This window comes from Sphingomonas sp. SRS2 (genome assembly GCF_000971055.1).
GTDB lineage: Bacteria > Pseudomonadota > Alphaproteobacteria > Sphingomonadales > Sphingomonadaceae > Rhizorhabdus.
On record NZ_LARW01000071.1, the window covers coordinates 14,326 to 39,573 of the forward strand.

A 25,248-nucleotide genomic window follows, 5' to 3' on the forward strand; every position below is an offset into this window, starting at 1 on the left:
AAAGCCTAAAAAGTCTTGTGGAATGTCAGCCGGTTTTGTCCGGCTTCATAGACATAGCCGACCTCGTCCATCATCTCGCAGACAAGGTGGATGCCGAGACCGCCGACCGCGCGCTCATCGATACCGGCGTCGGTATCGGGCGCGGGAAGGGCCAGCGGATCGAAAGGCGGGCCGGTATCGGCGATCGTGGCGCGCAGGACGCCCGCGTCGAGACCGATCGTCACCATGATCGTGCCGCCACCATAGTTGGCGATGTTGCTCAGCAGTTCGTCGAAGGCGATCATCACCCGGGCGATATCGGCGATCGGCACGCCCGCCTCGCCCAACCAGGCCTCGATCGCATCGAGCAGGTCCGGCAGCACGGCGATATCGGCGGCGACGCTGCGCGAGAATTCAGCGGCCATCGCTGCTTCCCTCCGCGTTGCGCGCGGCTGCGACCTCTTGCGGCATGACCATATTCGTGTGGAAAATAGCCACCCACTCCTGATATGCAGCGACGCCGGACAGGCCGGGGCACCATAAGGTTAATAATAGAAATGGACATCAGCGAAAATAGCCGAGACGGCGCGCTCGTCATTTCCGTCTCGGGCCGGCTCGACAGCAGCAGCGCGGGCGAGCTCGAAGCCGTGCTGCCGCCGCGTGTGCGCGAGCAGAAGGCCGTGGTCCTGAGCCTCGCCGATGTGCCCTATGTCAGCTCCGCGGGCCTGCGCGTGCTGCTGATCGGCGCGAAGGCCGCGAAGGCCGCGGGCAACAGGCTGGTACTCACCGGATTGTCGCCAGCGGTGCGCGAAGTGTTCGACATCAGCGGCTTCTCGAAGATATTCACGATCGAAACCGACGTCGACGCGGGGCTCGCGGCAATCGGTTAGACCGCTTTCACCGCGACGATGATCCCGGCATCGGGGAAGAGCAGCGCCAGATCGCCGGTCAGCGCATCGGGATCGAGACCGGGATTGCGCGCGGCATAGCCGGGCATCGCATCCCGGCTGCCCCGCAGCGCGAAGACGGCGTCGGGCCGCGAGACGACCCCGGTGCCTTGGGTGACGCCGAAGGCGCTGCTGGCGAGTTCCAGGCGTTGCTCAAAATCCTCGGCAGTCCCGGCGGCGACGAAATCGCGCAACGCGACGGCGGACGCGAAAGCCTGCGCGGGATCGCCGCCCACCTCGCCAAGCGCGATCAGGAAACCCGTTTTCCCAGCCTTGTGGACATGGAAGCTGCCCGGCGCGGCGGTAGCGAGGGTGCGGATCGAGAGTGCGACGCCGCCATGGCTTTCCGATACGTCGGGGAAATGCCGCGCACGCAGCGCAGTGATGCCCTCGTTCGAATCGGCGGGCGGCTTGCCGCTGAAGTGGGCGAGTTCGTCGGTGACGCTTTTGTCGATCAGCTGGATCGCATCGGCGAGTTCGCGCACCTCGAGGATCGACAGCGTATCGCCATCCGCCGCGGCGCGCGTCTCGATGATCGCGCGGGTTCGCCGGATCTCACGGGTGACGCGGCGGGCGACGAACAGCCCGAGCAGGACCGCGAGAATCGCCGATCCGGCGACGAGCGCGATCGACAGCCGCTTGAGATGGAAGGTCATCCGCACCAGCGGCCGGGCGTCGATATCGGCGACGACCATCGCGCCGCGGCCCGCAGGGGCGATCGCGCTGATCAGCGGACGGCCATGTTTGTCGTTCCAGGTGCCGACGATCTCCGGCCGGGACGGGGCGGCGATGATCCGGGGGGATTCGATCGGGCGGTCGAGCAGGCTGAGCGGAGGCCTGCCGGGCTCGACAAGATAGAGCGCCTTCAGTCCCGGTATCTTGCCTGTCGATGCGCGCAGCGCCGCCAGACGGTGCGGCTCTGCCAGATCGGTGAACGGGTCCGGCGCTTCGCGCGCAAATTCGGCGACGGTCACGGCGGCCGCCAGCGCCTCACCGCGCAGACCGGCCTCCATGTCGCTGCTCTCCTCGCGATAGAGCAGCAGGCTGTTCACCGCCGCTAGCAGCAGGAACAGCGGAACGGCGAGCAGGACGAGGATGATCCGCAGGCTCATCGGCCCGCCTCCCGCGCGTCGATAAGCGAGACGATGAACTCGGGAAATTCGCGCGCGATGGTGAAGACATGCGGCTTGGCGATGATCAGCGCGGTGAAGCCGGCGGGACCGGCGCGATAGTCCTGTTGCGCCGCGAGGCCAAAGAGCAGGCCCGGCGCGTCGAACAGCGGCGTCGCGACATCGCCATCCGCGCCGATCAGTTCGCCGCCGATGCGGACAAGCAATGTCTCGGCGACATCGCCCGCCGGCAGCACAACGTGACCGGCGGCGAACTCGCGCACCGTGGAGCGGGCGACGATGACCTCGATCGTCTCCGCGTCGAGCGCATCGAAGCCGGGCAGGTGGCGGACGGCGTCGATCATGATCCGCTTCCGATCGTCACGGTGCGGCCATCGGGAAGGCGCGCAGCGGCGGTCTCGCCGTCCGCGAGCCGCATCACCGGGCCGAAGGCTTCGATGCGCGCCGCGAGATCGGGGTCGGCGGCGACGCGCGCGGCAAGGCGGGCAGCGGCGGCGCGGCGAAGGAGGGCGTCGCTATCCTGCGCGGTCGGACCCGCGAATTGCAGCGCGGGCGCGTCTCCGGCCTGTCGAAGACCCGCGCCGATCGCCGTGAGGGCCCCCCTTTGCCGTTCGGCGAGGAATGCGTCGCGGGCATCGGCCAGCCTGCCGGTCATCGCGGCCGCGCTGTCGGCCAGCGCGGTTCGCAGCCGGGCGATGTCGCGAGGGGCGGGGAAGGGCGCGAGCGGGGCATGATCGCCGCCGGCGATACGCAGCGCCTCCTGCCGCAGCCGGTCGAGGGGGCGAGCGATGCTCCGGACGACCAGCAGCACCGCCAGCACGCAGGCGAGCAGCGAGGCCATGCCGATCACGACGCTGGTGAACAACGCATTCTGAGTCGCGACCTGGATCAGCGACACGTTCACGTCGGCGCCTGCCGTTGCGGTGATCCGGCCATTGCCGGCGCGCAATGGGGCGGCGGCGGTCTTCAGCAGGCCCCATTGCTCCTGATATTCGATCGGCGACAGATGGATGGTGCCCCGGGCGATCGACCGGCGAACCCCCGCCAGCGTTTCGTCGGGCAGGTCGTCCTCCGAGCCGATCAGCGAGTGCTCGTCGCCCTCGCTACTGTCGAGGACATAGATGATGTCCTGATCGCCGCCCAATATCTGCGTATAGAGATAGGTGAGGCCAAGCTCCTCGCGGATCCGCCGCATCGGACGGATATGGCTCAGATATTCGCGACTGTGTTCGACCTCCGCAGCCTTGTCGGCCTCGGGCGCGGCGCGGGCGGCGGCGATCAGCCTGTCATGGTCGCGGCCGTCGATCATCGCGCCGGTCAGCGCGCTGGTGGTGATCAGCTTGCGGTCGAAGCCTTCGAGGATCGTAGCATAGAGCCGATTGTAGGTAAGCACCCCCAGGCCAATCGCGACGATCGCGATAGCGGGCAGGAAGACGCGCAGCAGCAGGGTCTGAATAGGGACGCTACGCCGCATAGGTCCGCCCGTCGGTGGCGCGGTACATCGACAGCGCGAGATCGGCATAGCGGCGGGCGAAGTCGATGACCTCGCTGCGCGGAAGCCACAGCAATCGACTGTCGGGCATTGCGACCGGGATCGCATCCGCGCCGGGCTTGTCCTCATGCAGGATCATCGCGAGGCGGGTATGCACCTCGATCGTCGCGGGCGCGAATTCGGGGATGGCGGCGATCGCGTCGATCCGGTCGACCAGCGTATGATCCGGCGCGCCGTCGAGTTCGAGCAGGGTCGCGATCGTGTTGCGCGCGGTGCGGCCGATGCCGGGGCGCAGCGCCTTGCGCAGCCGCGGCCCTAGTTCGGCGGGCGGAGCGATGTCGCGGATCGCCTGCGCGGTCGCGACCAACTCGATCGGATTGGTGGAGGCGAGGCGAGCATCGAGCAGGTCGAGCAATGGCGCCTTGCCGCTGGATGCGGCCGGACGGCCATCGATCAGTTCCTTGAGCATCAGGAAGGTCGACCGGTCGACGCCGTTCTCGATCGCCTCGATCGCATTTGCCCGGACCTTTGCGTTCTTCGAGTGGAGCGACACCACAAGCAGGTCGAAATCGGGCAGGCGTCCGCCGATCGCGAGAAGTTCGATCGCGAAGTCGGTCGCGGTGCCGACCTGCTGGCGATGGAAGCGGGCGAGCGTCCGCGTTGCGCGCGACGGTGCGGGGAGCGCCTCCAGCGCCTCGGCCAGCGCAAAGCGTGGCTGGGCGCGGTCGAGCTCGCCCCGCACGAGCGTGTCGAGACGCGAGGTGAACAGAGGCAGCGACAGCTTGGCCAGAGTGCGCGCGGCCAGAGCGCGGGAAATGGGGTGCTGATCGGGATTGCCGAGATCGGCGACGAGGCGGGGGATTGCGGTGTCGCCCCAATCGGCGATCAGATGCTCGATCGCATGGCGTTCGCGAGGCCCGAGCCAGGCGGCGCTGGACAGGATCTGCGGTACCGCCTCGATATCCCGGCCCGCGCGCAGCAATGCCATCGCGCGCTCCCGCTCCGCCCGGTCGGGAGAGCGCAGGCGGTTGAGCAGCGCATCGGTCGACGCGGGCGCTGCTTCGGGATCGGCTGGTGTCGGGCGGGCTGCGCGCTGTCCGAAGCCGAGCAGCATCGCCTGCATGTTGCGCGCCATCGCCGCCGGATAAAGCTGGCGCAGCAGGATCACGATCAGCAGCAGGACGACGCCGAGAATGACGCCGATCCCCGAGAGTTCGCGCATGTCCATCCTGTCCGCCGCGAGCAGCAGGAAGCCGCCGGCGATGAAGCTCGCGAGCGGTTCGGCCATGCCTTCGACGATGGTGCGCACCGGCCGCTTCGTGGCGGACGGCACCGCGTTGAACAGCATGTTCTGGTTGTTATATTCGATCGAGGTCAGCACGCCGTGATAAACGAAGAAGGCCGCCAGCGCGCCTTCGAACGAACCGGTTACGAACAGGAATCCGAAGGCGGCGAAATAGGATAGCGGCATGATCAGCGCGACGTTGCGCACGCCGATCCGCCCGACGAGCCGGTTGAACAGGAACAGGCAGACGAACACGTTGAAGATGTTCGCAGCCGCATAGAGCTTGCCGAGCAGGCTCGCCAGTTCGGCCTCGCTGCGCCCCTGCTGGAACACCGTCGAATATTGGAACTCGGCGAGGTTGGTGAGCAGCAGGGTGACGAACAGCACCAGCGTCAGCACCAGCGTGTAGCGCGAGGTGCGGAAAGTGGTGGCAACCTGGCCGACCTGATGGGCGACGCTGCCGTCGCCTTCGTCGACGTCGCTGTCGGCGATCCGCGTCCAGCGCCGGCGCAGCAATATCGCGACGGGCAGCGTGACGACCCCGATGCCCGACCAGATCAGGAAGAAGCCGCGCAGCGACACGCTTCCCGCCAGTTCGCTGACGATCAGGCCGCCGCAGGTCGTGCCGAATGCGGTGGCGGCGGCGAGCAGCGGGAAGAGCCGCTTGCCGTCCTGAATGTTGAAATAGGCGTCGGTATAGTTCCAGAACAGTGAGTAGAGCGCGATGTACCACATCGCCAGATAGAGCTTCAGGCCGAAATAGACCGGCATTTCCCAGGCGGGCGGCAGCGCCATGCCAAGGACCATGTAGGAAAGCAGCCCGCCGACGACGAGCAGGCCGATCGTCGCGTCGACGACGCGGTCGAGCGAATAGCGCACGAGCAGATAGGAGAAGACCCCGGTGTAGAGCAGCATCACCGCCGGGGTCATCATGAAGATCAGCGCCAGATTGTCCGCGCCGGCGCGCGCGAGGAAGGCGGCGTCGCCCGCGCTGAAGCCGATGCCGAGGCCCATCTGCAGCAGGAAACCGAGCAAGGCGAACGGCGCCAGCTTCGGCAATTCGCCGGGCGCCACCCTGAGCAGGCGGTTGATCAACGCTGGCAATTGTCCCCCTTGTCCACTTTGAGCTACCGCTGCCCGCCCGGCGATGCGATAGTCCTCGCGTCAGGCAGGTTTTCGGGGCGATTTGGGGCGGATGCAAGGGGGAAGATGCGATGAATGACGGCGTTCGCCGGCGCCCCCGCCGTTTCGGCCTGCGTCCGCAGTTGCTGTTGCTGCTGTTCGCGCTCAATATTGTTGCGGCGATAGCCTATTCGACGATGCTCTATTCGATCGACCGGCGCGAGATCGTCGCGGGCATCGACTATAAGCTGGAGACCGCGGTCAACGCGACACACGAGCTGATCCCGGTCGGCTATCATCGCCGCGTGCATGGCCCGGGATCGATATCCCCGGCTGAGTTCGACCGCGTGCAGGACAAGCTGTCGCGCTTCGCCACGGCATCCGACATCATCTATGTCTATAGCTATATGCGCTTCAATGGGCGCATCCATACCGTGGCCACAAGCGCGACCGCGAGCGAGATCAAGGCGGGCAAGCAGACGCGCTTCTTCACCCGTTACGACACCGCGCCGGCCAAGCTCTACCAGAGCTTCGCCGATGGGCAGATACGCTTTGACGAGTATGAGGACAGCTTCGGCAGCTTCCGGTCGATCTACATGCCGGTGCGATCGCCCGACGGACGCATCCATGTGCTGGGTGCGGACATCGATCTCGCCTCGCTCGACGAGCGGCTGATGGAGGCGTTGCTCACCTCGATCCTTGTCGGTGTCGGCATGTTCGTGCTGTCGATGCTGGTGGGGACGCTGCTGGTCAACCGGATCGTCGGCCCGCTCGTCCGCCTCACCTCCTATACGCGCAGTATCGAGGAGCGCAGCTTCCAGTCGAACGAGCAGGAACTGGCGGCGATGCAGAAGATCAGCGGATCGCGCGGCGACGAGGTCGGCAGCCTTGCCGAGGCGATGTCGGGGATGATCTCGCGGCTGCAGCGCTACCTGATCGAGATGCAGGTGGCGACCGCCGCGCGCGAACGGGTCGAGGGCGAGCTATCGGCGGCGCGCGACATCCAGATCGGCATGGTCCCGCGCCAGTTCCCGGCTTTTCCCGAGCGCCAGGACATCGATATCCACGCGCTGCTCGAACCTGCCAAGGAAGTCGGCGGCGACCTCTATAATTATGCGATGATCGACGAACACCGCCTGTTCTTCGTGATCGGCGACGTATCGGGCAAGGGCGTGCCGGCGGCGTTGTTCATGGCCATGACCAGCACCCTGTTCAAGGCGGCGTCAATGACCGCGAAGGACACCGCGGCGCTCATGGCGCGGGTCAACGCCGAACTGTCGCGCGACAACGTCGCCAACCTGTTCGTCACCGCCTTTTGCGGGATCATCGACCTGCGCGACGGCAGCATCGAATATAGCGACGCCGGCCATGAAGCGCCCTTCCTGCTGCGCGCCGATGGCAGAGTATCGCGATTGCCCAAGCCCGAGGGCATGGCGCTCGGCATTTTCGACGACGCCGATTTCGCGAGCGCGACCGTGCGGCTTGCGCCCGGCGACGCGCTGATCATGTTCACCGACGGCGTTTCGGAAGCGACCACCGCCAATGAAGAACTGTTCGCGGTCGAACGGATCGAGGCGGCACTGGCCGGTCTCGCGAAGACGCCTTCGGCGAAGGGGATCGCGACCGACCTTGCCGAACGGGTCAACATCTTTGTAGGCGATGCGCCGCAGTTCGACGATATCGCGATCCTGGTGGTACGATATCGCGGTTGAGGGCTGACCGGCGTCGCCCGATGACGAGAATTGCAGGTCGTCTTTAAAAACCGGGATCGCGTCACTATATCTGACGTTCATCGTCTTCGGGCGTCGCAGCCGCGACGCAGCCAAAGCATCTCGCTAACAGCCGCCGTCGCCGCTCCGAAGGAAAGCCCCATGCAGCCATCGTCCATTCTGTGCCGTGCACAGGAGAGTATGCAACGGACCCGCTCCGCCAACGCCTTGCTCGCGAATGTTCGGAATGTCGCCGACAAGGCGGCCGCCGCCTGGGCCGAAGAGGCGCTCATCGCGGAGCAGCGGGAGCATCGGCAGGCCCGGACACGCGATGTCGCGGCCAATCTTCTTGACGAAAAGCGCCGGCTGCGTTCGCTGGGCGACCTGGCGTTCAACGAGAATCCCGATCGCGGCCAAGCCGCGTGGTGACTCACGTTTGACCCGCCTCACCATTCGCCACCGGACGAGCTATCACTATGACGGGCCGGTCAGCCTGGGGCCGCATCGCCTCATGTTGCGTCCGCGAGAGAGCTGCGACCTGAAGCTGCTGTCATTCCAGCTGCGGATCACCCCGGAGGCGAGCGTTAGCTGGGCGCATGACGTGCTGGGCAATGCGGTCGCGACGGCGAGCTTCACGGGGACGACCGACAGGCTGCTCATCGAAAGCGCCGCCGAACTGGAGATCGAAAGCGTGGCCTGGCCGGTGTTCGACATCGCCGCCACGGCAATTTCCTTTCCGTTCCGCTATTCGGACGAGGAGTGGGCCGATCTCGGTGCGCTGGCCGTCCAGGTTCATCCCGATCCGAGCGGCCGGCTGCGGGCGTGGGCACAGGCCTTCGTCGCCGGCAATCCGACCGACACGCTCTCGCTGCTCAAGGATCTCAGCAACGGGGTGGCGGGGTGGATCAGTTACCAGTCGCGTGAGACCGAAGGCACCCAGTCGCCCGAGCAGACCCTCGACCGCGGATGGGGCTCGTGCCGCGATTTCGCAGTTCTCTTCGTCGAGGCCGCGCGCAGCCTGGGGTTCGGCGCGCGGATCATTTCCGGCTATCTCCATGATCCCGATGGCGAGCTGACCGGCAACGCCGGCACCGGATCGACCCACGCCTGGGCCGAGGTCTATATTCCCGGCGCCGGCTGGATAACCTTCGATCCGACCAACCGCAGCGTTGGCGGCTTCAACCTCGTTCCCGTCGCCGTCGCGCGCGATATCACACGGGCGATGCCGGTGGCCGGCAGTTTTGCGGGCAACGCGAGGCTTGGCGCGATGACGGTCGAGGTCGATGTGACCCGGGGCGGCGCAGAGCTTTGATCCACGGGTTGCGGCCCGGATCATGGACGCCGACCGATGTTCGTGCGGCGGCAGGCGACATCGCGCTTCCATCACATTAAGGGCGGGCGATGACAGCGTTACTTCGCCTTGGGGCCGCCTGGGCTACCGTGCTCATCTTTCTGGCCGTGGGGCCCGCGATGATGGCGGGCACTCACCCGATTGCTACGAGCATGCTGTTCATCTGGCTGCTCGGCGTGATTTTATGGGCGGCTTTCGGTGTGGTGCACGAGGCCGAGGAGATCGCCGAACGGCTTGGCGAACCCTTCGGAACGCTGGTGCTGACGCTGTCCATCGTGGTGATCGAGGTCGCGTTGATCAGCGCGGTCATGTTGGGCAAGACCGCCGTGCCGACGCTGGGGCGGGACACGATGTTCGCGGTGCTGATGATCGTCCTCAACGGCGTCGTCGGCCTGTGCCTGTTGACCGGCGGGCTTCGCTATCATCAGCAAAGCTATAATCTTCAGGGCGCCAGTGCCTATCTGGCGTTGATCATACCGCTCAGCGTCATCGCGCTGGTGCTGCCCAATTTCACCACGTCGACCGTTACCGGCACGCTGTCCGGTTCGCAGGCCGCGTTCTTCTCGATCTTCACTATCCTGCTCTACGGGCTGTTCCTCTGGTTGCAGACCGGCCGCCACAGGGGCTTCTTCGTTCCGGCCTTCGTAAAGGTCGGCGAGGATGTCGGCAGTCCGCTGCCGCACCATGTCCGCGCCGATGGCAGCACGACGAAGCGCGTATTCCTCCTGTTCGCGAACATCCTGCCGATCATCATCCTGTCGAAGAGCCTGGCGACCATCCTCGACCAGGGGATCGTGCTGTTCGGCGCGCCGCCGGCGCTGGGCGGCATCGTCATCGCAATGATCGTGTTCACGCCGGAGGGGATATCGGCGCTCAAGGCGGTTGCGGCCAACCAGCTGACCCGCGCCATCAACCTCTGCCTGGGTGCGGCGACCTCCACGCTCGGGCTGACCGTGCCGGCGGTCCTGCTCATCGGGCTGCTGACCCATCAACCCGTCGTGCTGGGCCTGTCGGGCGTGAATATGGTGTTGCTGTCGGTGACGCTGGTGCTCAACATCCTGACCTTCTCCGGCACGCGGACGACCATGCTCGAAGGGGCGACCCACCTGTCGCTGTTCTTCGTGTTCATCGTGCTGGTCTTCAGCCCGTAGACGGGCCGAGCTCCAGCCGGGGCCGCTGAACGCCGTGCATCTTGCGCAGGTAGAGCCGCATGTCGCCGATCGCGCGTTCGATATCGGACAGGGGGGAGGGCGGCATCTTCGAGGCCTTCGCCATATGCGGGCACTGTTCGACTTCCCACGGCATGAAATTGAAGTCCTCGCCGGCCTCGACCATCCAGATGATCGGATAGGGGCGTCCGTACATCACGCCTTTCAGCTCCTCCGCGCCGATCAGATAGAGCGCGGCATCCCCGAAATTTTTCGCGGACAGCAGCAGATCGGCGACATCGAAGGACAGGGCGAGGCAGGCCGGCCGCGCGAATTTCGTGACGCGGAAGCCGAGATCGAGATCAGGGCCGATGAAATCGATCGCGCGGACGCCGTCGCCGCCCGACAGCTCGGGAATTTCGAGTTCGATATTGGCGCCGCTGAAATCGGCGAGCCAGGCGGTGCCCTTCAGCCGCAGTGGCAGATCGCCGAGATAGCGGTCCTCATAGGCGATGATGGTGCGGTAGAGCGCGAGCAGCAGGTTGACGAGTTCCTCGGCGCTGCTCGGCGTCGCGACGAAGATCACCTCGTCGCCCATCACCTTCCAGACCTCGACCGACGGCGTCTCGCCCTCTTCGAGGAAGGCGAAGCCGACCTGGCCTGCGAGCATCAGCGGGAAATTGGTGAAGAAGGTGCGGAAGGTGTCGAGCCAGCTGCTGCCGTCGGTGAAGCGCGCCTTGAACTGGGTCGATCCGGCCATGTCGACCGATAGAAACAGTCGCACCATGACACGCTCCGCTAGAGCGATTTCGAGGCAGGTGGAACCATCTGCCGCATCGGAAATCGCGTTAAAACAAAGAAGTAGAGCGGCCGATCTGATGCAATCAGATCGTGATCCACTCTAGAAGGCGGCCTTCACCGAGACTATGGCACCGGCTCCGCCATTATGGCCTGCTTCTAGCGCACCCTTGTAATTGCTGTCGACATAGGATGCCGAGATCTCCAGCACGTCGAACTTGTAGCTGAGCCCCGCCGACCAGTCCCACTTCTCGTCATAGCCGCCATTTTCGCGGCCCAGCGCGAGCGAGGCCGTCAGCGGCGTGCCGATGATCGCGACATCCGCGCCGATGCCCGCGTAGAAATTGTCGCGCGTCGTGTTCCATTGGTCGGGCGTGTAGGCGAGCGTCAGCGTGGTCGTCACCGGGCCGATCGTCCGGGCTACGGTCGATTGCAGTTCGACATAATTGACGCTGTCGCCGCCGGGATAGAGATAGCCCAGGACACTGGCGGTGTAATCGAAGCCGCCGATCGAGCCACCATAGCCGCCATAGAGATCGACCTCGAGATTCGAACCGCCGTAATCGGCGATGTTCGATGCCCAGGTTCCGACGAAGAAGCCTGAGCCGAAAGCGGCGTCAATGCCGCCCTGCACCGCCGGATCGCGGTTCGTAAGGCTCAGGCCGCGAAAGCGATAATCGGAAACCAGCGCGACATTATAGGAGACTTCGACCGCAGCGGTCTCGCCCTCGGCATGGGCCGCAGCCGGCATGGTCGCGGCCATTGCCGCCATAGCTATGATGATGTGCCCCCGCATGGCCGTATCATGGCGTGCAATCGACGCCGCGTAAACCGGGTTTATCGCGGGTCGGACTTTACCGCGGGTCGGACGCGGCCAGTTCCTGGATCACCGCGCGGACATTCTCGACATGAGCGAGCGCGGCGCGCTCGGCGGCGTCCGGATCGCGCGTGGCGATCGCGTGGGCGATCGCGCGATAATCGGCCAGGCGGATGCCCTGCAAGCGGTTCGAGGGATATTGCGCATGGATGATGATCATGCCGATCGCCGGGAACAGCCGCTGCAATTCGCGATTGGCGCCGATCAGCAGGAGGGTGCGGTAGAAGTGCCGGCGCGCGCGGCTGAACAATGCGGTCTCGCCGGCCGACGCCGCCTGGTCGAGATCGTCGATCGCGCCGTCGATCAGCGCCGCGTGCCGGGGCTGAAAACCCGTTGCGGCGGCTCGTGCCGCCAGCCGGGTCATCGCCGCCGCGACGTCGAGCACCTCCAAGCTTTCCGCAAGATCGAGCCGGCGGACCGCCGGTGAGCGGTTGGGGCTGAGATCGACTACGCCGCGCACCACGAGATGCTGCATCGCCTCGCGCACCGCATTGCGGCCAACTTCGAAGCGCGCGGCGAGATCGGTCTCGATCAGCCGCTGCCCCGGCACCATGCGACCGCCTTCGAGGTCCTGGAGAATGCCGAGATATATCCGGCGCGCCGCCCCGGCGGGTTCGTGACCAAGCCAATGGCTCGGCGGCTTGAGGTCGATATTCGGCTTCATCAGATTGATTGTTCCACAATCCTGTTCCATAGTCGACTGAAATCATGGGAGTCGCGAGGGTGTCCAATACCGGCGATCTGTTGAATCTGCAGGGCAAGACCGCGTTCGTGACCGGCGCCTCGGGTGGGTTGGGCGCGCATTTTGCCGAAGTGCTGGCCCGCGCCGGAGCGGCGGTGGTCATTGGCGCGCGGCGCGAAGCCGCGCTGGCCGATGTGGCCCAGCGGATCCGCGCCGCCGGGGGGACGTGCACCACGACCGCGCTCGACGTTTCCCGCGCCGACAGCATCGCCGCGGTCGAACCGCTGCTGTCCGGCGTCGATATTCTCGTCAACAATGCGGGGATCGCGATCGACAAGCCCTTCCTCGATCAGAGCGAGGCCGATTGGGACGCGGTGGTCGATACCAATGCCAAGGGCATGTTCCTGCTGACCCAGGCGGCGGCGCGCGCGATGCGCGCCCGCGGGGCGGGCGGTTCGATCATCAACATCGCCTCGATCGTGGGCCTGCGCCAGAGCGGCCGGATCGCCAGCTATGCCGCGTCGAAGGCGGCGGCGGTGCAACTGACCAAGGTCGCCGCGCTCGAACTGGCGCGCTTTGGCATTCGCGTCAACGCGATCTGCCCCGGCTATATCGCGACCGACATAAATGCCGACTTCTGGGAGACCGACGCTGGCAAGGCGATGCTGCAGCGCATCCCGCAACGCCGCACCGGCAAGGCTTCTGAACTCGACGGGCCGCTGCTGCTGCTCGCGTCCGACGCTTCATCCTACATGACCGGATCGGTCATCGTCGCCGATGGCGGCCACCTCGTCAGCTCGCTGTGATCGGAGAGACATATGACTGAACGTGCACAGGCGATCGCCGACCGGGTCGAAGCCTTTGTCCGCGAGACCGTCGTCCCTTATGAGAAGGACCCGCGGGCGACGAGCCACGGTCCGACGGAGGATCTGCTCCGCGAGATGCGGGCCAAGGCGCGCGCGGCGGGCGTGCTGACGCCACACATCCTGCCCGACGGCGGGCACCTCACCCAGCGCGAGACCGCGACCGTCCTGATCAGGTCGGGGCTCTCCCCGCTCGGCCCCGTCGCGGTCAACACGATGGCGCCTGACGAGGGCAATATCTACCTGATCGGCAAGCTGGGCACGCCGCTGCACAAACAGCGCTTCCTCGACCAGCTGGTATCGGGGGAAAGCCGGTCGGCCTTCTTCATGACCGAACCGGCGGACGAGGGCGGGGCGGGATCCGATCCGTCGATGATGCGGTCCACCTGCCACCGCGATGGCGACCATTGGGTGATCAACGGCCGCAAGTCGTTCATCACCGGCGCTGATGGCGCGAAGGTCGGCATCATCATGGCGAAGTCGGAAGACGGCGCGTGCATGTTCCTGGTCGACCTACCCGACCCGGCGGTCCGCATCGAGCGAGTGCTGGAGACGATCGACAATTCGATGCCCGGCGGCCACTCGGTCGTGATGATCGACAATCTGCGCGTCCCTGCGGATCAGATGCTCGGGGCGAGCGGCGAGGGTTTCAAATATGCGCAGGTTCGACTGAGCCCGGCGCGGTTGTCGCACTGTATGCGATGGCTGGGCTGTGCGCTCCGCGCGCAGGAGATCGCGACAGACTATGCCTGCACCCGCGAAGCCTTCGGCAAGAAGCTGATCGACCATGAGGGCGTCGGCTTCATGCTCGCCGAGAACATGATCGATCTCAAGCAGTCCGAGTTGATGATCGACTGGTGCGCGGACGTGCTCGACGAAGGTTCGCTTGGCACGGTGGAAAGTTCGATGGCCAAGGTGTCGGTATCGGAGGCGCTTTATCGGGTCGCCGATCGCTGCGTACAGGTTATGGGTGGAAAGGGCGTGTCCGGCGATACCGTGGTCGAGCAGATCTTCCGCGAAATCCGCGCCTTTCGCATCTATGACGGTCCGACCGAGGTCCACAAATGGTCGCTCGCCAAGAAGATCAAGCGCGACCATGCAAAGGCGCTTGTTGGATGAGCGGCGCGGGTCAGGACAGCAACAGCGGCACCGTGCCGGTCCGCCCCGGCTTCACCTTTGACGAGGCAGCGCTGGAGCGCTGGATGTCCGCCCATGTTTCGGGCTTCGGTGGGCCGCTGACCATCGAGCAGTTCAAGGGCGGCCAGTCCAACCCGACCTACAAGCTGGTGACGCCGGACCGCGCCTATGTGCTGCGCCGCAAGCCGCCGGGGCAGCTGTTGAAGGGCGCGCATGCGGTTGAGCGCGAAGCGCAGGTGCTGATCGGTCTGGGCAAGGCGGCCTTTCCGGTCCCCCACGTTCATGCGTTGTGCACGGACGACAACGTTATCGGGACCAGCTTCTATGTGATGGACATGGTCGAAGGGCGGGTGTTCTGGGACGCGACGCTTCCCGATGTACCGCGCGACGACCGCCCGGCCTATTATGACGCGATGAATGCGACGATCGCGGTGCTGCACGGTGTCGATTATGTCGGCGTCGGGCTGGGCGACTATGGCAAGCCGGGCAATTATTTCGAGCGGCAGATCGGCCGCTGGTCTAAGCAATATCTGGAAGATGTCGAGGCGGGCCGCGATCCCGACATGGACCGGCTGATCGAATGGCTTCCCGCCAATATCCCGCCGGGCGAGGAGACCAGCATCGTCCATGGCGACTTCCGTATCGACAATATGATCTTTCACCCCAGCGAGCCGCGCATCCTCGCGGTGCTCGACTGGGAGCTCTCGACGCTCGGCCATCCGCTCGCCGACTTTGCCTATCACGCGATGATGTATCACATGCCGCCGCATATCGTGGCGGGGCTCGCCGGCGCCGACCTGGCGGCGCTCAACCTGCCGAGCGAGGAAGAATATATTGCCGCCTATTGCGCGCGGACCGGCCGTGCCTCGATCCCCGGCTATCGCTTCTACACCGCGTTCAACTTCTTCCGGCTCGCCGCGATCTTCCACGGCATCAAGGGCCGGGTGATCCGGGGGACGGCAGCATCGGCGCAAGCGGCGGAGCGCGCCCGGATGTTCCCGGAGCTGGCGCGGATCGCATGGGGACAGGCCGGGGAATAGGGCTGGGCGGGCGGTCGGCTCGACCCTCCCCCGCCGCCCGCATTGACGCTCCGGAAAACCCGTCCATAAGGTTCCCCGTCAATGGGTGACGGAGATGTGTCATGAAGTTCAGCGTCACCGGTGCGGCAACCCTGGTCGGTCTGGCTTTCATGCTCGGGCCGCAACCCGCTTTGGCCCGGCACGACAAAAGCGTTCGGGAGGGGCAAGCCCTGGCGGTGCAGCGGTGCGGTGCGTGTCACGCCACCGGTAAAGCGGATGCGAGCCCGCTTGCGGCGGCGCCGCCGTTTCGTTCTCTCGCTTACCGTTATCCCGTGGAGACTCTGGACGAGGCCTTGGCCGAGGGAATAAGCGTTGGCCATCCCGATATGCCGTCCGAGCCGTGGGAGCCGGACGACATTAAACGATTCATCGCTTATCTCGACAGCATCGGTCCGAAGCCGGCAAAGGCCCGGTGATATGAGGCTGAGCGGGCGTCGCCCCGCCGCCGTTCATTTCGACGTCAGCGTCCACACCCCGTCCCAGTCCGGTGTGGGAGGGGCCTTGGCGAAAGCGCGGCAGCGCTCGATGTACATCGCAGAGGGGCCGTCGCCGGGCATCGCCTTGAGCGCGGCGAGGAAATGCTGTTCGGCGTCGCGCCATGCCATCGCGCGATAGGCGGCAAAGCCCGCCGCATAATGTTCGAGCATTGCGCCCAGGCCCCGGTCGATCTCATCGGCGCGATAGCCGAGCGATTCGTGGACGCCGACCGGGAAGTCCTTGCCCTTGACGCGGATCAGATCGATCTCGCGAACGAACTGCGGATTGGCGAGGCGGGCGTGGGTGAATTCGGAAAAGAGAATCTTCGAGCCATAGGCCTTGTTCGCGCCTTCAAGCCGTGAGGCGAGGTTCACGCTGTCGCCGATCACGGTATATTCCATGCGCTTGATCGAGCCGATATTGCCGACGATCACATTGCCGGTGCTGACGCCGAGGCCGATGTCGATCGGCTTCTCGTTCGCCGCGGTCCGCTTGAGGTTGAGCGCCTTCAGCTCGACCATCATCTGGTTGGCGGTGGCGATCGCATTGTCGGCGTCGTTGTCGCCGGCAAAGGGTGCGCCGAACAGCGCCATGATCGCGTCGCCGATATATTTGTCGAGTATGCCCTTATGCTCGAAGATGACGTCGACCATCTCGGTGAAATAGCTGTTGAGCATCGCCACCGTCTCGCGCGCGCCGATCTGTTCGGCGATCGTGGTGAAGCCGCGCACGTCGGAGAACAGGATCGACACCGTCTGGTCCTTGCCGATCAGCTCGTCCTCGCCGGCTTCGAGCAGCTGGTCGGCGACCTCCTTCGACATATAGCGCGCCATGGTCGACCGGACGCGTTTCTCGCTGGTGATGTCCTCCATCACCAGCATCGATCCGATCACCGCGTCATTGGCGTCGAGCAGCGGGGCGGCGGTGAGGTTGATCGACGAGGCGCTGGCGTCGGCGCCGATCAACTCGGCATCGACCGCAAGATAGGCTTCGCGGTCGCGGTCGGTGCGTTCGAGCCGTTCGGCGATCCAGGCATTCTTGCCGATGAAGGCGTCGCGCGCGGCGATGCCGATCAGGCCGTCGGGGGTGTTCATCAGTTTGCGCGCGGCTTCGTTGCTGGTGACGATCCGCGTGTCCTCGTCAAAGGTGATCACGGCATTCGACGTGCTCTTCAGGATGCTCTCATTATAGTTCTTCATGTAGAGTACGTCGTCGAATAGCCGGGCATTCTCCAGGCAGACCGCGATCTGCGCCGAAAAGGCGCGCAGCCGCGCCTCGTCCTTGCCGCTGAACGACGATCCGTCGCGCTTGTTGAGGATCTGGGTCACGCCGATCCGGCCGCCATGCTTGTCGAAGATCGGCTGGCAAAGGATCGACCGGGTGACAAAGCCGGTCGCGCGGTCGACCTCCGGGTTGAACCGCGTATCGGCATAGGGATCGGTGATGTTTTCGGCGATGCCGCTGGTGAATACCGCGCCGGCGATGCCGCGATTGGACGGCAGGCGGATCTCGCGGACGAGGTCGCCCTCCGCGAACAGCGAGAAGAGTTCGTCGGTCTTGCGGTCGTAGACGAACAGGGTCGAACGCTCGGCATTGAGCAGTTCGGTCGTCGTGCGCATGATCCGCGCGATCAGTATCTCCAGCTTGAGCTCGCCGGCCAGATCGTTGCTGACCTCGAGGATAAGCTGCTCTTCGCGCAGTGCTTCGAGCATATGCTGGAAGCCGCGGAAGATGTCGGCATATTCGTCGGTGGTGACGACTTCGAGCTTGACCTGATCGAGTTCGCCGCGCTCGACCGACTGCATCCCGTCGATCAGCTGGCGGGCCGAACGCGAAACCTCCTGCGCTGTGAGCAGCGCCATCATTACCGATCCGAGCATGCAGACGCACACGACGCCGGTGACCCAGACGTAGAGCGGCAGCATCATCGACGGTGTCGGATCGATGCCCTGCAGCACGAACATCCGCTGCACCTTGAAGATGATCGAGGCCGCGAAGAAGATCAGCGGCAGCGCGGCCACGAAGATCGTCAGGTAGAGCAGCTTGCTCTTGAGGCGGATGGCGACGAGCTGGCGCTGATATTCGGGGGGAAGGCCGCCGTCGAGCGCCTTGGAGAGGCGCACGATCGTCGGCACCATAGCGCGGCTGACCCCGAAATATTCGAAGATCGCGTGGGTCGGCGAGGCGAAGAACAGGCAGGTCGCCGCGAAGACGATCACCTGCCAAGGCGCATAGCCGGCATCGACGAAATAATTGCCGAGCGGCAGCGCGATGCCGACGAGGATGGTGACCATCGGCCCGTGCAGGAACGTCACCCGCATGAACGAATAAAAGGGCAGGTTGAGTGCGCGGACCACAGCCTCGGCGATTACCGGCTGCGGCGGCGTGACGCCGCTGTCGAGCGCGCGCAGCGCCCTGTCGATCGGCCGGAAATGGCGGACGATCAGGTAGACGTCACTGAGATTGTAGATCGCGACGACGATCGGCGTCAGCACGCACAATATGACCCACTGTCGCAGGTCGAGCTCGAGCCCGAACAGCACCAGCGCCATCGTGATCACGATCGCGGTGGTGCAGCCGCCCTGATAGAGCCAGACCAGCCGCCAGAACAGCGCGCGGGCCGACGATCGGCCGTTGACCGGCGCGTCCTTTCCACTGGCTATCGGTGCGAGTTCGGTCATGGCCATGATTGAGGCAGGCCGCTGGTCACGCCGTGCCTCATCGATCTCCCCCCTTTTCCCGCGAACTGTGCCAGCAGCGCGGGATGCCTCGGCGCTGATTTGCCGCTCTGGCCGCCGCTTTGTCCAGTGCAAGATGTCCCAAAGAGCGCAGAGATATTGTCAAAAGGTAAAAATGGCCTGCCGCGCCGCGCTTCCGGCAGTGCTCATGCTGGCTGCCGGCGCGCGGGCGTGATAGGATTTCTCTATCGAACCAGGGGGCCTTCATGCACCTGCGCCTGTTGCGCTATTTCACCACCCTCGCGCGCGAGGGGCATTTCGCCCGCGCCGCGGATGCGTGCGGCATCACCCAGCCGACGCTTTCGGCGGGGATCGCCGCGCTGGAGGAGCAGTTCGGCCGCCGGCTCGTGGCGCGCGACCGGCGCTATATCGGGCTGACGCCGGAAGGGCAGGCGATGCTGCCCTGGGCGCAGCAGATCGTCGCCGTGTTCGATGGCATGGCGCATGCGATGGAGGCGATGGCCGGTCCGATCCGGGGCGAGTTTCGGCTTGGCGTGATCCCCGCGGCGCTGCCGGCGGTCGGGCATGTCGCGCGGGCGTTGCTCGATCTCCATCCCGAGCTCAGCCTGTCGGTGCGGTCGATGACCTCGCGTGAGATCGAGCGCGGGCTGGGCGGGTTCGAACTCGATGCCGGGCTGACCTATCTCGATCATGAGCCGCCCGCCGACATGCTGACCGCCGCGCTCTATGCTGAGCATTATATCTTCCTGGCCCGTGCCGATGGCGGCTTTGCCGGACGGACGAACATCGGCTGGGCCGAGGCGGCGCGGGCCGATCTCTGCCTGCTCCATCAGGGGATGCAGAACCGCCGCATCCTCGATGCCCGGATCGCCGAGCGTGGCCTCGCGCTTCATCCGCGCGCCACGGCGGACAGCTATGTCACGCTGCTCGCGATGGTGCAGGCGGGCGGCTTCGCGACGATTATGCCCGACAGCTATCTGGCGCTGCTGCCCGGACTGGACTGGGCACGGGTGCTGCCGTTCGACGATGCCACCCCGGCGAGCCGGATCGGCCTGATCGTACCCAATCGCAGCCCGATCGGGCCGCTGGCGGGGGCCGCGCTGGCAATCGCCCGCAAGGTGAAGCTGCCGCCTGGTTTCGATGTTTGATAGATAATCTCTATCACTGATGGGGATTAGTGATTTGACCGACGCGCGATGGAGCGCGAAAGCCGCGGCATGAATATGGCCGTGGATGAAAGCATCGAGGCAATCGTGGCGCGTCTCGCCGCCACCCATGGCGATCGCCGCGGCGCGTTGCTGCCGCTGTTGCACGATCTTCAGGAGGCGCTCGGCAAGGTCGACGATGCGGCGGTCGCGGCGGTGGCGGCGGCGCTCAATCTCAGCCGCGCCGAAGTGCATGGCGTCGTCACCTTCTACCATGATTTCCGCCGCGCGCCGGCAGGCCGCCATGTCGTAAAATATTGCCGCGCCGAGAGCTGTCAGTCGCGCGGCGGCGCGGCGATCGAGGCGGCGCTGGCTCGCCGGCTGGACGTGACGATGGGCGAGACCCGCGCCGACGGACAGGTGACGCTCGAACCCGTCTATTGCCTGGGCCTTTGCGCCATAGGCCCTAATGCGCTGGTCGACGGTGCGCCGGTCGCGCGGATTGACGGCGATGCTGCGATCGAGCGGATCGCCGCAACGGTGGCGGCATGACGCGGGTATTCATCAGCGCCGACATGGCCTCGGTCGCGCTAGGCGCGAACGCGCTCGCCGATGCTTTCGCCGATGCCGGCTGCACCGTGGTGCGCACCGGCAGCCGGGGGTTGTTCGCGATCGAGCCGCTGGTCGAGGTCGAGAGCGCCGAGGGCAGGATTGGTTATGGGCCGGTCGCGCCCGCCGATGTTTCTGCGATTCTCGCGGGCGAGCATCTCCACCGGCTGGGCGTGGTCGAAGAACTGCCCTTCTTCGCCAGGCAGCAGCGCTTCACCTTCGGTCGGTGCGGGGTCAACGATCCGACCGATATTGCCGCCTATGCGGCGACCGGCGGCTGGCGCGGGTTGGCGGCGGCGCGCGCGATGGCGCCGCAGGCCACGGTCGATGCGGTCAAGGCGTCGGGACTGCGCGGGCGCGGCGGTGCGGGCTTTCCGACCGGCGTCAAGTGGCAGACGGTGCTTGCCGCCGAGGCCGACGAGAAGTTCATCGTCTGCAACGCCGATGAAGGCGACAGCGGCACCTTCGCCGATCGCATGCTGATGGAGGGCGATCCCTATTGCCTGATCGAGGGCATGGCGATCGCGGGTCACGCGGTCGGCGCGGGACACGGCTATATCTATATCCGCTCCGAATATCCTTTCGCCATCCGTACAATGGAAGCGGCGATCCTGCGCGCGCAGCGGGAGATCGCGCCCTTCACGCTCGAAGTGCGGGTCGGCGCTGGCGCCTATGTTTGCGGCGAGGAGACCGCGCTGCTCGACAGCATCGAAGGCAAGCGCGGGCAGGTCCGCGCCAAGCCGCCTCTGCCGGCGATCTCCGGCCTGTTCGGCAAGCCGACGGTGATCAACAATGTGCTGAGCCTCGCCGCGATTCCCTTCATCCTCGATCAGGGGCCGGAAGCCTATGCGGCGGCGGGTTTTGGCCGTTCGCGCGGAACGATGCCGGTGCAGCTTGCCGGCAATGTGAAGCATGGCGGGCTGTTCGAAATCGGCTTCGGTATAACGCTGGGCGAACTGGTCAACGAGATCGGCGGCGGCACGGCGTCGGGCCGGCCGGTGCGCGCGGTGCAGGTCGGCGGGCCGCTCGGGGCCTATTTTCCGCCGTCGATGTTCGACATCCCCTTCGACTATGAGGCCTTCGCCGCGGCGGGTGGATTGATCGGTCATGCCGGGATCACCGTGTTCGACGAGAGCGTCGACATGGCGAAGATGGCTCGCTTCGCGATGGAGTTCTGCGCGGTCGAGAGCTGCGGCAAATGCACCCCCTGCCGGATCGGATCGACGCGTGGCGTCGAGACGATCGACCGGATCATCGCGGCGCGCGATGAGCGCGTCGCCCCGGCGGAGGCCGGGGCCGCCATAGTCTTGGGGCGACGTGGCGATCCTGCCTTGGGCGGCCCCGGCCTCCGCCGGGGCGACGGGGTTGAGGCTGCGCTGGGATCGCGGTCGCCTTTGCGGTTGAAGCAGGATGGCGAAGCGCAGATCGGGCTGCTGCGCGATCTGTGCGATACGATGAAATATGGATCGCTGTGTGCGCTGGGCGGTTTCACACCCTATCCGGTGCTGAGCGCGCTCGACTATTTCCCGGAAGATTTCGGCGGCGCGCCCGCGCTTCCGCAGGCAGCGGAGTAAGCCCATGGCGTGGATCGGCGAAATCGACCTCGGCACCAAGGCCGTACCTGTCATCGGGCCGATGATCGCGGTGACGATCGACGATCAGAGGATCGAGGTACCCGAGGGCACGTCGATCATGCGCGCGGCGGCGCTGATGGGGACGTCGATCCCGAAGCTGTGCGCCACCGACACGCTCGAAAGCTTCGGCTCTTGCCGGCTCTGCCTTGTCGAGATCGACGGCCGTGCGGGCTATCCCGCCTCCTGCACCACACCGGTCCTGCCGGGCATGGTCGTGCGCACCCAGACCGAGCGGCTCAAGCAGCTTCGCAAGGGGGTGATGGAGCTCTACATATCGGACCATCCGCTCGACTGCCTGACCTGTTCGGCCAATGGCGATTGCGAGTTGCAGGATCAGGCCGGCGCGGTCGGCCTGCGCGATGTGCGCTACGGCTATGAGGGCGCGAACCATCTGGTCGCCGACAAGGACGAGTCCAATCCCTATTTCACCTTCGACAGCACCAAGTGCATCGTCTGCTCGCGCTGCGTGCGCGCCTGTGACGAGGTGCAGGGGACGCTGGCGCTGACCGTCGACGGGCGCGGTTTCGAAAGCCATATCGCGGCGAGCCAGAATGAGGATTTCCTGGCGTCCGAATGCGTGAGCTGCGGCGCCTGCGTCCAGGCTTGTCCGACGTCGGCGCTGATCGAGAAGAGCGTGATCGAAAAGGGCACCCCCGATCGCGCGGTCGTCACCACCTGCGCCTATTGCGGGGTCGGCTGCACCTTCCGCGCCGAGATGCGCGGCGAGGAGCTGGTCCGCATGGTGCCGTGGAAGGACGGCAAGGCCAATCGCGGGCATAGCTGCGTCAAGGGCCGCTTCGCCTGGGGCTATGCCAACCATAAGGAACGCATCCTCAACCCGATGATCCGCGCGTCGGTAAGCGAGCCGTGGCGCGAGGTGAGCTGGGACGAGGCGATCGCATATACCGCGTCCGAGTTCCGCCGCATTCAGGCGAAGTACGGGACGCGCTCGATCGGCGGGATTACCTCCAGCCGCTGCACCAATGAGGAGACCTTCCTCGTCCAGAAGCTGATCCGTCAGGGTTTCGGCAATAATAATGTCGATACCTGTGCGCGGGTCTGCCACTCGCCGACCGGCTATGGGCTGAAGACGACCTTCGGCACCTCGGCGGGGACGCAGGATTTCGACAGCGTGATGCACGCCGATGTGATGATGGTGATCGGCGCCAATCCGACCGATGGTCATCCGGTCTTCGCCAGCCGGATGAAGCGCCGTCTTCGCCAGGGCGCGAAGCTGATCGTCGTCGATCCGCGCCGCACCGATCTGGTCCGCAGCGCGCGGATCGAGGCCGACCAGCATCTGCCGCTCAAGCCCGGCACCAATGTCGCGGTACTGACCGCGATGGCGCATGTCATCGTCGAAGAGGGGCTGGCGAACGAGGCGTTCATCCGTGAGCGTTGCGACTGGGATGAGTATCAGGACTGGGCCGCTTTCGTGTCCGAACCGCATCGTTCGCCCGAAGCGACCGAGCCGCTGACCGCCGTTCCCGCCGAGACGCTGCGCGCCGCCGCGCGGCTCTATGCGACCGGGGGCAATGCCGCGATCTATTATGGCCTGGGCGTCACCGAGCACAGCCAGGGATCGTCGACCGTCATGGCGATTGCCAACCTCGCCATGGCGACCGGCAATATCGGGCGCGAGGGCACCGGCGTTAACCCGCTGCGCGGGCAGAACAACGTCCAGGGCGCGTGCGACATGGGCAGCTTCCCGCATGAATATTCGGGCTATCGCCATGTCTCCGACGGCGAGACGCGCGCATTGTTCGAAGAGGCCTGGGGCGTCGAGCTCGATTCCGAGCCGGGGCTGCGCATTCCCAACATGCTCGACGCCGCGACCGACGGGAGCTTCATGGGGCTGTTCGTCCAGGGTGAGGATATTCTGCAGTCCGATCCGAACACCAGCCATGTCGCGGCGGGGCTGGCGGCGATGGAGTGCGTCGTGGTTCAGGACCTGTTCCTCAACGAGACCGCCAATTACGCGCATATCTTCCTGCCGGGTTCGACCTTTCTCGAAAAGGACGGGACATTCACCAACGCCGAACGGCGCATCCAGCGCGTCCGCAAGGTGATGAAGCCGCTGAACGGCCATGCCGACTGGGAGATCGTCCAGCTCGTCGCGCAGGCGATGGGGCTCGGCTGGGACTATGCCCATCCGTCCGAGATCATGGACGAGATCGCCCGGCTGACGCCGAGCTTCGCCAATGTCAGCTATGATGCGCTTGACGAGAATGGCTCGCTGCAATGGCCCGCCAACGAGAAGGCCCCGCTGGGCACGCCGATGATGCATATCGAGGGCTTCGCGCGCGGCAAGGGCAAGTTCGTCGTCACCGACTATATCGCGACCGACGAGAAGACCGGACCGCGCTTCCCGCTCCTGCTGACCACCGGCCGCATCCTGAGCCATTATAATGTCGGCGCGCAGACGCGGCGGACCGAGAATGTCGCCTGGCATCCCGAGGACCTGCTCGAAATCCATCCGCTCGACGCCGAGAATCGCGGCGTCAAGGATGGCGACTGGGTAGCGCTGCGCAGCCGCGCGGGTGAGACCACCCTGCGCGCTACGGTGACCGAGCGGGTGGCGCCCGGCGTGGTCTACACCACCTTCCACCACCCGACGACGCAGGCCAATGTCATCACCACCGATTATTCGGACTGGGCGACCAATTGTCCCGAGTATAAGGTGACGGCTGTTCAGGTCGGTCTGTCGAACGGGCCGTCGGACTGGCAGGAGGATTATGCCGAGCAGGCACGCCGCAGCCGGCGGATCGAACAGGTCGTCGAGGCCGCCGAATGACGGCGGAGACCGACACGCGCCTGCTCTATATGGCCAATCAGATCGCCCGCAATTTCGAGGCGCTCGGCCATGACAACGCCGTCGCCGCGACGGCGGATCACATGCTTGCCTTCTGGGACCCGCGCATGAAGGCGCGGATCGCCGTGCTGGCCACCGAGCAGGCGGGCGCGCTGACGCCGATCGGCGCGGCGGCGGTGGACAGGCTGTTATCGGGAGCGGAGCCCGCTCCGCAGACGCGCGCGACCCGCTTCGCGGCGGTCGACGAGCCCGGCGGCTCGGATGCCGGCTAAG

At 65.6% G+C, this 25,248-nt stretch carries 23 protein-coding genes; 14 read left to right on the top strand and 9 right to left on the bottom strand.

Annotated features, from left to right (window positions below; genetic code table 11):
• Positions 1 to 5: 5 nt before the first annotated feature.
• Positions 6 to 404: an ATP-binding protein gene (locus WP12_RS07810; RefSeq protein ID WP_046193149.1), complete on the bottom strand. Its 399-nt coding sequence runs from the start codon at positions 402 to 404 to the stop codon at positions 6 to 8.
• Positions 405 to 536: 132 nt separating this feature from the next.
• On the opposite strand from WP12_RS07810, the gene WP12_RS07815 reads away from it, so the two are divergent.
• The gene (locus tag WP12_RS07815; RefSeq protein ID WP_046193150.1) at positions 537 to 869 is read left to right on the top strand and encodes an STAS domain-containing protein; all 333 of its coding nucleotides are present in this window, start codon (positions 537 to 539) and stop codon (positions 867 to 869) included.
• On the opposite strand, the gene WP12_RS07820 is transcribed toward WP12_RS07815, so the two are convergent.
• From WP12_RS07820 to WP12_RS07835, 4 genes are read right to left on the bottom strand one after another with little or no spacing between them, the layout of a single operon-like run.
• The gene (locus WP12_RS07820) at positions 866 to 2,038 is read right to left on the bottom strand and encodes a hypothetical protein (RefSeq protein ID WP_046193151.1); all 1,173 of its coding nucleotides are present in this window, start codon (positions 2,036 to 2,038) and stop codon (positions 866 to 868) included. The two genes, WP12_RS07815 and WP12_RS07820, sit on opposite strands and share 4 nt — an antisense overlap.
• Entirely contained in the window at positions 2,035 to 2,400 is a 366-nt protein-coding gene (locus WP12_RS07825; protein ID WP_046193152.1) for a Crp/Fnr family transcriptional regulator, read from the bottom strand. The genes WP12_RS07820 and WP12_RS07825 overlap by 4 nt, the downstream gene beginning before the upstream one ends.
• Entirely contained in the window at positions 2,397 to 3,530 is a 1,134-nt protein-coding gene (locus tag WP12_RS07830) for a HAMP domain-containing protein (protein ID WP_052730274.1), read from the bottom strand. Before WP12_RS07830 ends, WP12_RS07825 begins: the two co-directional genes overlap by 4 nt.
• Positions 3,520 to 5,937 carry an ATP translocase gene (locus WP12_RS07835; RefSeq protein ID WP_046193153.1) on the bottom strand — a complete coding sequence of 806 codons (2,418 nt, stop codon included), beginning with the start codon at positions 5,935 to 5,937 and terminating at the stop codon, positions 3,520 to 3,522. The genes WP12_RS07830 and WP12_RS07835 overlap by 11 nt, the downstream gene beginning before the upstream one ends.
• Before the next feature lie 110 nt (positions 5,938 to 6,047).
• On the opposite strand from WP12_RS07835, the gene WP12_RS07840 reads away from it, so the two are divergent.
• From WP12_RS07840 to WP12_RS07855, 4 genes are all read left to right on the top strand, one after another.
• A complete protein-coding gene (locus tag WP12_RS07840; protein WP_046193154.1) occupies positions 6,048 to 7,667 on the top strand; it encodes a PP2C family protein-serine/threonine phosphatase in 1,620 nt (539 codons plus the stop codon).
• A gap of 198 nt (positions 7,668 to 7,865) precedes the next feature.
• The gene (locus tag WP12_RS24775) at positions 7,866 to 8,093 is read left to right on the top strand and encodes a hypothetical protein (protein ID WP_052730275.1); all 228 of its coding nucleotides are present in this window, start codon (positions 7,866 to 7,868) and stop codon (positions 8,091 to 8,093) included.
• A 7-nt stretch (positions 8,094 to 8,100) separates the two neighbouring features.
• Positions 8,101 to 8,976, top strand: coding sequence for a transglutaminase family protein (locus WP12_RS07850; protein ID WP_046193156.1), 876 nt, complete (start codon positions 8,101 to 8,103; stop codon positions 8,974 to 8,976).
• 89 nt (positions 8,977 to 9,065) lie between these two features.
• Positions 9,066 to 10,166: a calcium:proton antiporter gene (locus tag WP12_RS07855; protein WP_046193157.1), complete on the top strand. Its 1,101-nt coding sequence runs from the start codon at positions 9,066 to 9,068 to the stop codon at positions 10,164 to 10,166.
• Here the strand turns inward: WP12_RS07855 and WP12_RS07860 are convergent.
• The 3 genes from WP12_RS07860 to WP12_RS07870 form a co-directional block, all read right to left on the bottom strand.
• On the bottom strand, positions 10,156 to 10,950 hold the full coding sequence (locus WP12_RS07860; RefSeq protein WP_046193158.1) for a hypothetical protein: 795 nt from the start codon (positions 10,948 to 10,950) through the stop codon (positions 10,156 to 10,158). The genes WP12_RS07855 and WP12_RS07860 overlap by 11 nt on opposite strands.
• A 114-nt stretch (positions 10,951 to 11,064) precedes the next feature.
• Positions 11,065 to 11,757 carry a TorF family putative porin gene (locus tag WP12_RS07865; protein WP_046193159.1) on the bottom strand — a complete coding sequence of 231 codons (693 nt, stop codon included), beginning with the start codon at positions 11,755 to 11,757 and terminating at the stop codon, positions 11,065 to 11,067.
• A 58-nt stretch (positions 11,758 to 11,815) separates the two neighbouring features.
• Positions 11,816 to 12,502 carry a GntR family transcriptional regulator gene (locus tag WP12_RS07870; protein WP_046193180.1) on the bottom strand — a complete coding sequence of 229 codons (687 nt, stop codon included), beginning with the start codon at positions 12,500 to 12,502 and terminating at the stop codon, positions 11,816 to 11,818.
• Between the two features lie 59 nt (positions 12,503 to 12,561).
• On the opposite strand from WP12_RS07870, the gene WP12_RS07875 reads away from it, so the two are divergent.
• The 4 genes from WP12_RS07875 to WP12_RS07890 all read left to right on the top strand — a co-directional run bounded on the left by WP12_RS07875 (position 12,562) and on the right by WP12_RS07890 (position 16,015).
• Positions 12,562 to 13,326 (top strand): SDR family NAD(P)-dependent oxidoreductase, encoded by a 765-nt coding sequence (locus tag WP12_RS07875; RefSeq protein ID WP_235399038.1) that lies wholly within the window; start codon positions 12,562 to 12,564, stop codon positions 13,324 to 13,326.
• A 12-nt stretch (positions 13,327 to 13,338) separates the two neighbouring features.
• Positions 13,339 to 14,502: an acyl-CoA dehydrogenase family protein gene (locus WP12_RS07880; protein ID WP_046193161.1), complete on the top strand. Its 1,164-nt coding sequence runs from the start codon at positions 13,339 to 13,341 to the stop codon at positions 14,500 to 14,502.
• Positions 14,499 to 15,560: a phosphotransferase gene (locus WP12_RS07885; protein ID WP_046193162.1), complete on the top strand. Its 1,062-nt coding sequence runs from the start codon at positions 14,499 to 14,501 to the stop codon at positions 15,558 to 15,560. The genes WP12_RS07880 and WP12_RS07885 overlap by 4 nt, the downstream gene beginning before the upstream one ends.
• A 101-nt stretch (positions 15,561 to 15,661) precedes the next feature.
• Positions 15,662 to 16,015 (top strand): c-type cytochrome, encoded by a 354-nt coding sequence (locus WP12_RS07890; RefSeq protein ID WP_046193163.1) that lies wholly within the window; start codon positions 15,662 to 15,664, stop codon positions 16,013 to 16,015.
• 33 nt (positions 16,016 to 16,048) lie between these two features.
• Here WP12_RS07890 and WP12_RS23405 read toward each other — a convergent pair whose 3' ends face one another.
• Positions 16,049 to 18,757 carry an adenylate/guanylate cyclase domain-containing protein gene (locus tag WP12_RS23405; protein ID WP_160299194.1) on the bottom strand — a complete coding sequence of 903 codons (2,709 nt, stop codon included), beginning with the start codon at positions 18,755 to 18,757 and terminating at the stop codon, positions 16,049 to 16,051.
• A gap of 263 nt (positions 18,758 to 19,020) precedes the next feature.
• On the opposite strand from WP12_RS23405, the gene WP12_RS07900 reads away from it, so the two are divergent.
• The 5 genes from WP12_RS07900 (at position 19,021) to WP12_RS07920 (ending at position 25,247) form a co-directional block, all read left to right on the top strand.
• On the top strand, positions 19,021 to 19,923 hold the full coding sequence (locus tag WP12_RS07900; protein WP_046193164.1) for a LysR family transcriptional regulator: 903 nt from the start codon (positions 19,021 to 19,023) through the stop codon (positions 19,921 to 19,923).
• 81 nt (positions 19,924 to 20,004) lie between these two features.
• A complete protein-coding gene (locus tag WP12_RS07905) occupies positions 20,005 to 20,472 on the top strand; it encodes an NAD(P)H-dependent oxidoreductase subunit E (RefSeq protein ID WP_443027857.1) in 468 nt (155 codons plus the stop codon).
• Entirely contained in the window at positions 20,469 to 22,103 is a 1,635-nt protein-coding gene (locus WP12_RS07910) for an NADH-ubiquinone oxidoreductase-F iron-sulfur binding region domain-containing protein (RefSeq protein WP_046193165.1), read from the top strand. Before WP12_RS07905 ends, WP12_RS07910 begins: the two co-directional genes overlap by 4 nt.
• A 4-nt stretch (positions 22,104 to 22,107) precedes the next feature.
• Complete coding sequence (gene fdhF / locus WP12_RS07915; RefSeq protein ID WP_046193166.1) at positions 22,108 to 24,957, top strand: formate dehydrogenase subunit alpha; 2,850 nt, start codon at positions 22,108 to 22,110, stop codon at positions 24,955 to 24,957.
• Complete coding sequence (locus WP12_RS07920; protein WP_084691035.1) at positions 24,954 to 25,247, top strand: formate dehydrogenase subunit delta; 294 nt, start codon at positions 24,954 to 24,956, stop codon at positions 25,245 to 25,247. Before fdhF ends, WP12_RS07920 begins: the two co-directional genes overlap by 4 nt.
• Position 25,248: the final 1 nt, after the last annotated feature.

Bases quoted from the DNA above. Each gene is read 5' to 3' on its own strand.
- WP12_RS07810 (WP_046193149.1), bottom strand. From the start codon at position 404: ATGGCCGCTGAATTCTCGCGCAGCGTCGCCGCCGATATCGCCGTGCTG.
- WP12_RS07815 (WP_046193150.1), top strand. From the start codon at position 537: ATGGACATCAGCGAAAATAGCCGAGACGGCGCGCTCGTCATTTCCGTC.
- WP12_RS07820 (WP_046193151.1), bottom strand. From the start codon at position 2,038: ATGAGCCTGCGGATCATCCTCGTCCTGCTCGCCGTTCCGCTGTTCCTG.
- WP12_RS07825 (WP_046193152.1), bottom strand. From the start codon at position 2,400: ATGATCGACGCCGTCCGCCACCTGCCCGGCTTCGATGCGCTCGACGCG.
- WP12_RS07830 (WP_052730274.1), bottom strand. From the start codon at position 3,530: ATGCGGCGTAGCGTCCCTATTCAGACCCTGCTGCTGCGCGTCTTCCTG.
- WP12_RS07840 (WP_046193154.1), top strand. From the start codon at position 6,048: ATGAATGACGGCGTTCGCCGGCGCCCCCGCCGTTTCGGCCTGCGTCCG.
- WP12_RS24775 (WP_052730275.1), top strand. From the start codon at position 7,866: ATGCAACGGACCCGCTCCGCCAACGCCTTGCTCGCGAATGTTCGGAAT.
- WP12_RS07855 (WP_046193157.1), top strand. From the start codon at position 9,066: ATGACAGCGTTACTTCGCCTTGGGGCCGCCTGGGCTACCGTGCTCATC.
- WP12_RS07860 (WP_046193158.1), bottom strand. From the start codon at position 10,950: ATGGTGCGACTGTTTCTATCGGTCGACATGGCCGGATCGACCCAGTTC.
- WP12_RS07865 (WP_046193159.1), bottom strand. From the start codon at position 11,757: ATGCGGGGGCACATCATCATAGCTATGGCGGCAATGGCCGCGACCATG.
- WP12_RS07870 (WP_046193180.1), bottom strand. From the start codon at position 12,502: ATGAAGCCGAATATCGACCTCAAGCCGCCGAGCCATTGGCTTGGTCAC.
- WP12_RS07880 (WP_046193161.1), top strand. From the start codon at position 13,339: ATGACTGAACGTGCACAGGCGATCGCCGACCGGGTCGAAGCCTTTGTC.
- WP12_RS07885 (WP_046193162.1), top strand. From the start codon at position 14,499: ATGAGCGGCGCGGGTCAGGACAGCAACAGCGGCACCGTGCCGGTCCGC.
- WP12_RS07890 (WP_046193163.1), top strand. From the start codon at position 15,662: ATGAAGTTCAGCGTCACCGGTGCGGCAACCCTGGTCGGTCTGGCTTTC.
- WP12_RS23405 (WP_160299194.1), bottom strand. From the start codon at position 18,757: ATGACCGAACTCGCACCGATAGCCAGTGGAAAGGACGCGCCGGTCAAC.
- WP12_RS07900 (WP_046193164.1), top strand. From the start codon at position 19,021: ATGCACCTGCGCCTGTTGCGCTATTTCACCACCCTCGCGCGCGAGGGG.
- WP12_RS07910 (WP_046193165.1), top strand. From the start codon at position 20,469: ATGACGCGGGTATTCATCAGCGCCGACATGGCCTCGGTCGCGCTAGGC.
- fdhF (WP_046193166.1), top strand. From the start codon at position 22,108: ATGGCGTGGATCGGCGAAATCGACCTCGGCACCAAGGCCGTACCTGTC.
- WP12_RS07920 (WP_084691035.1), top strand. From the start codon at position 24,954: ATGACGGCGGAGACCGACACGCGCCTGCTCTATATGGCCAATCAGATC.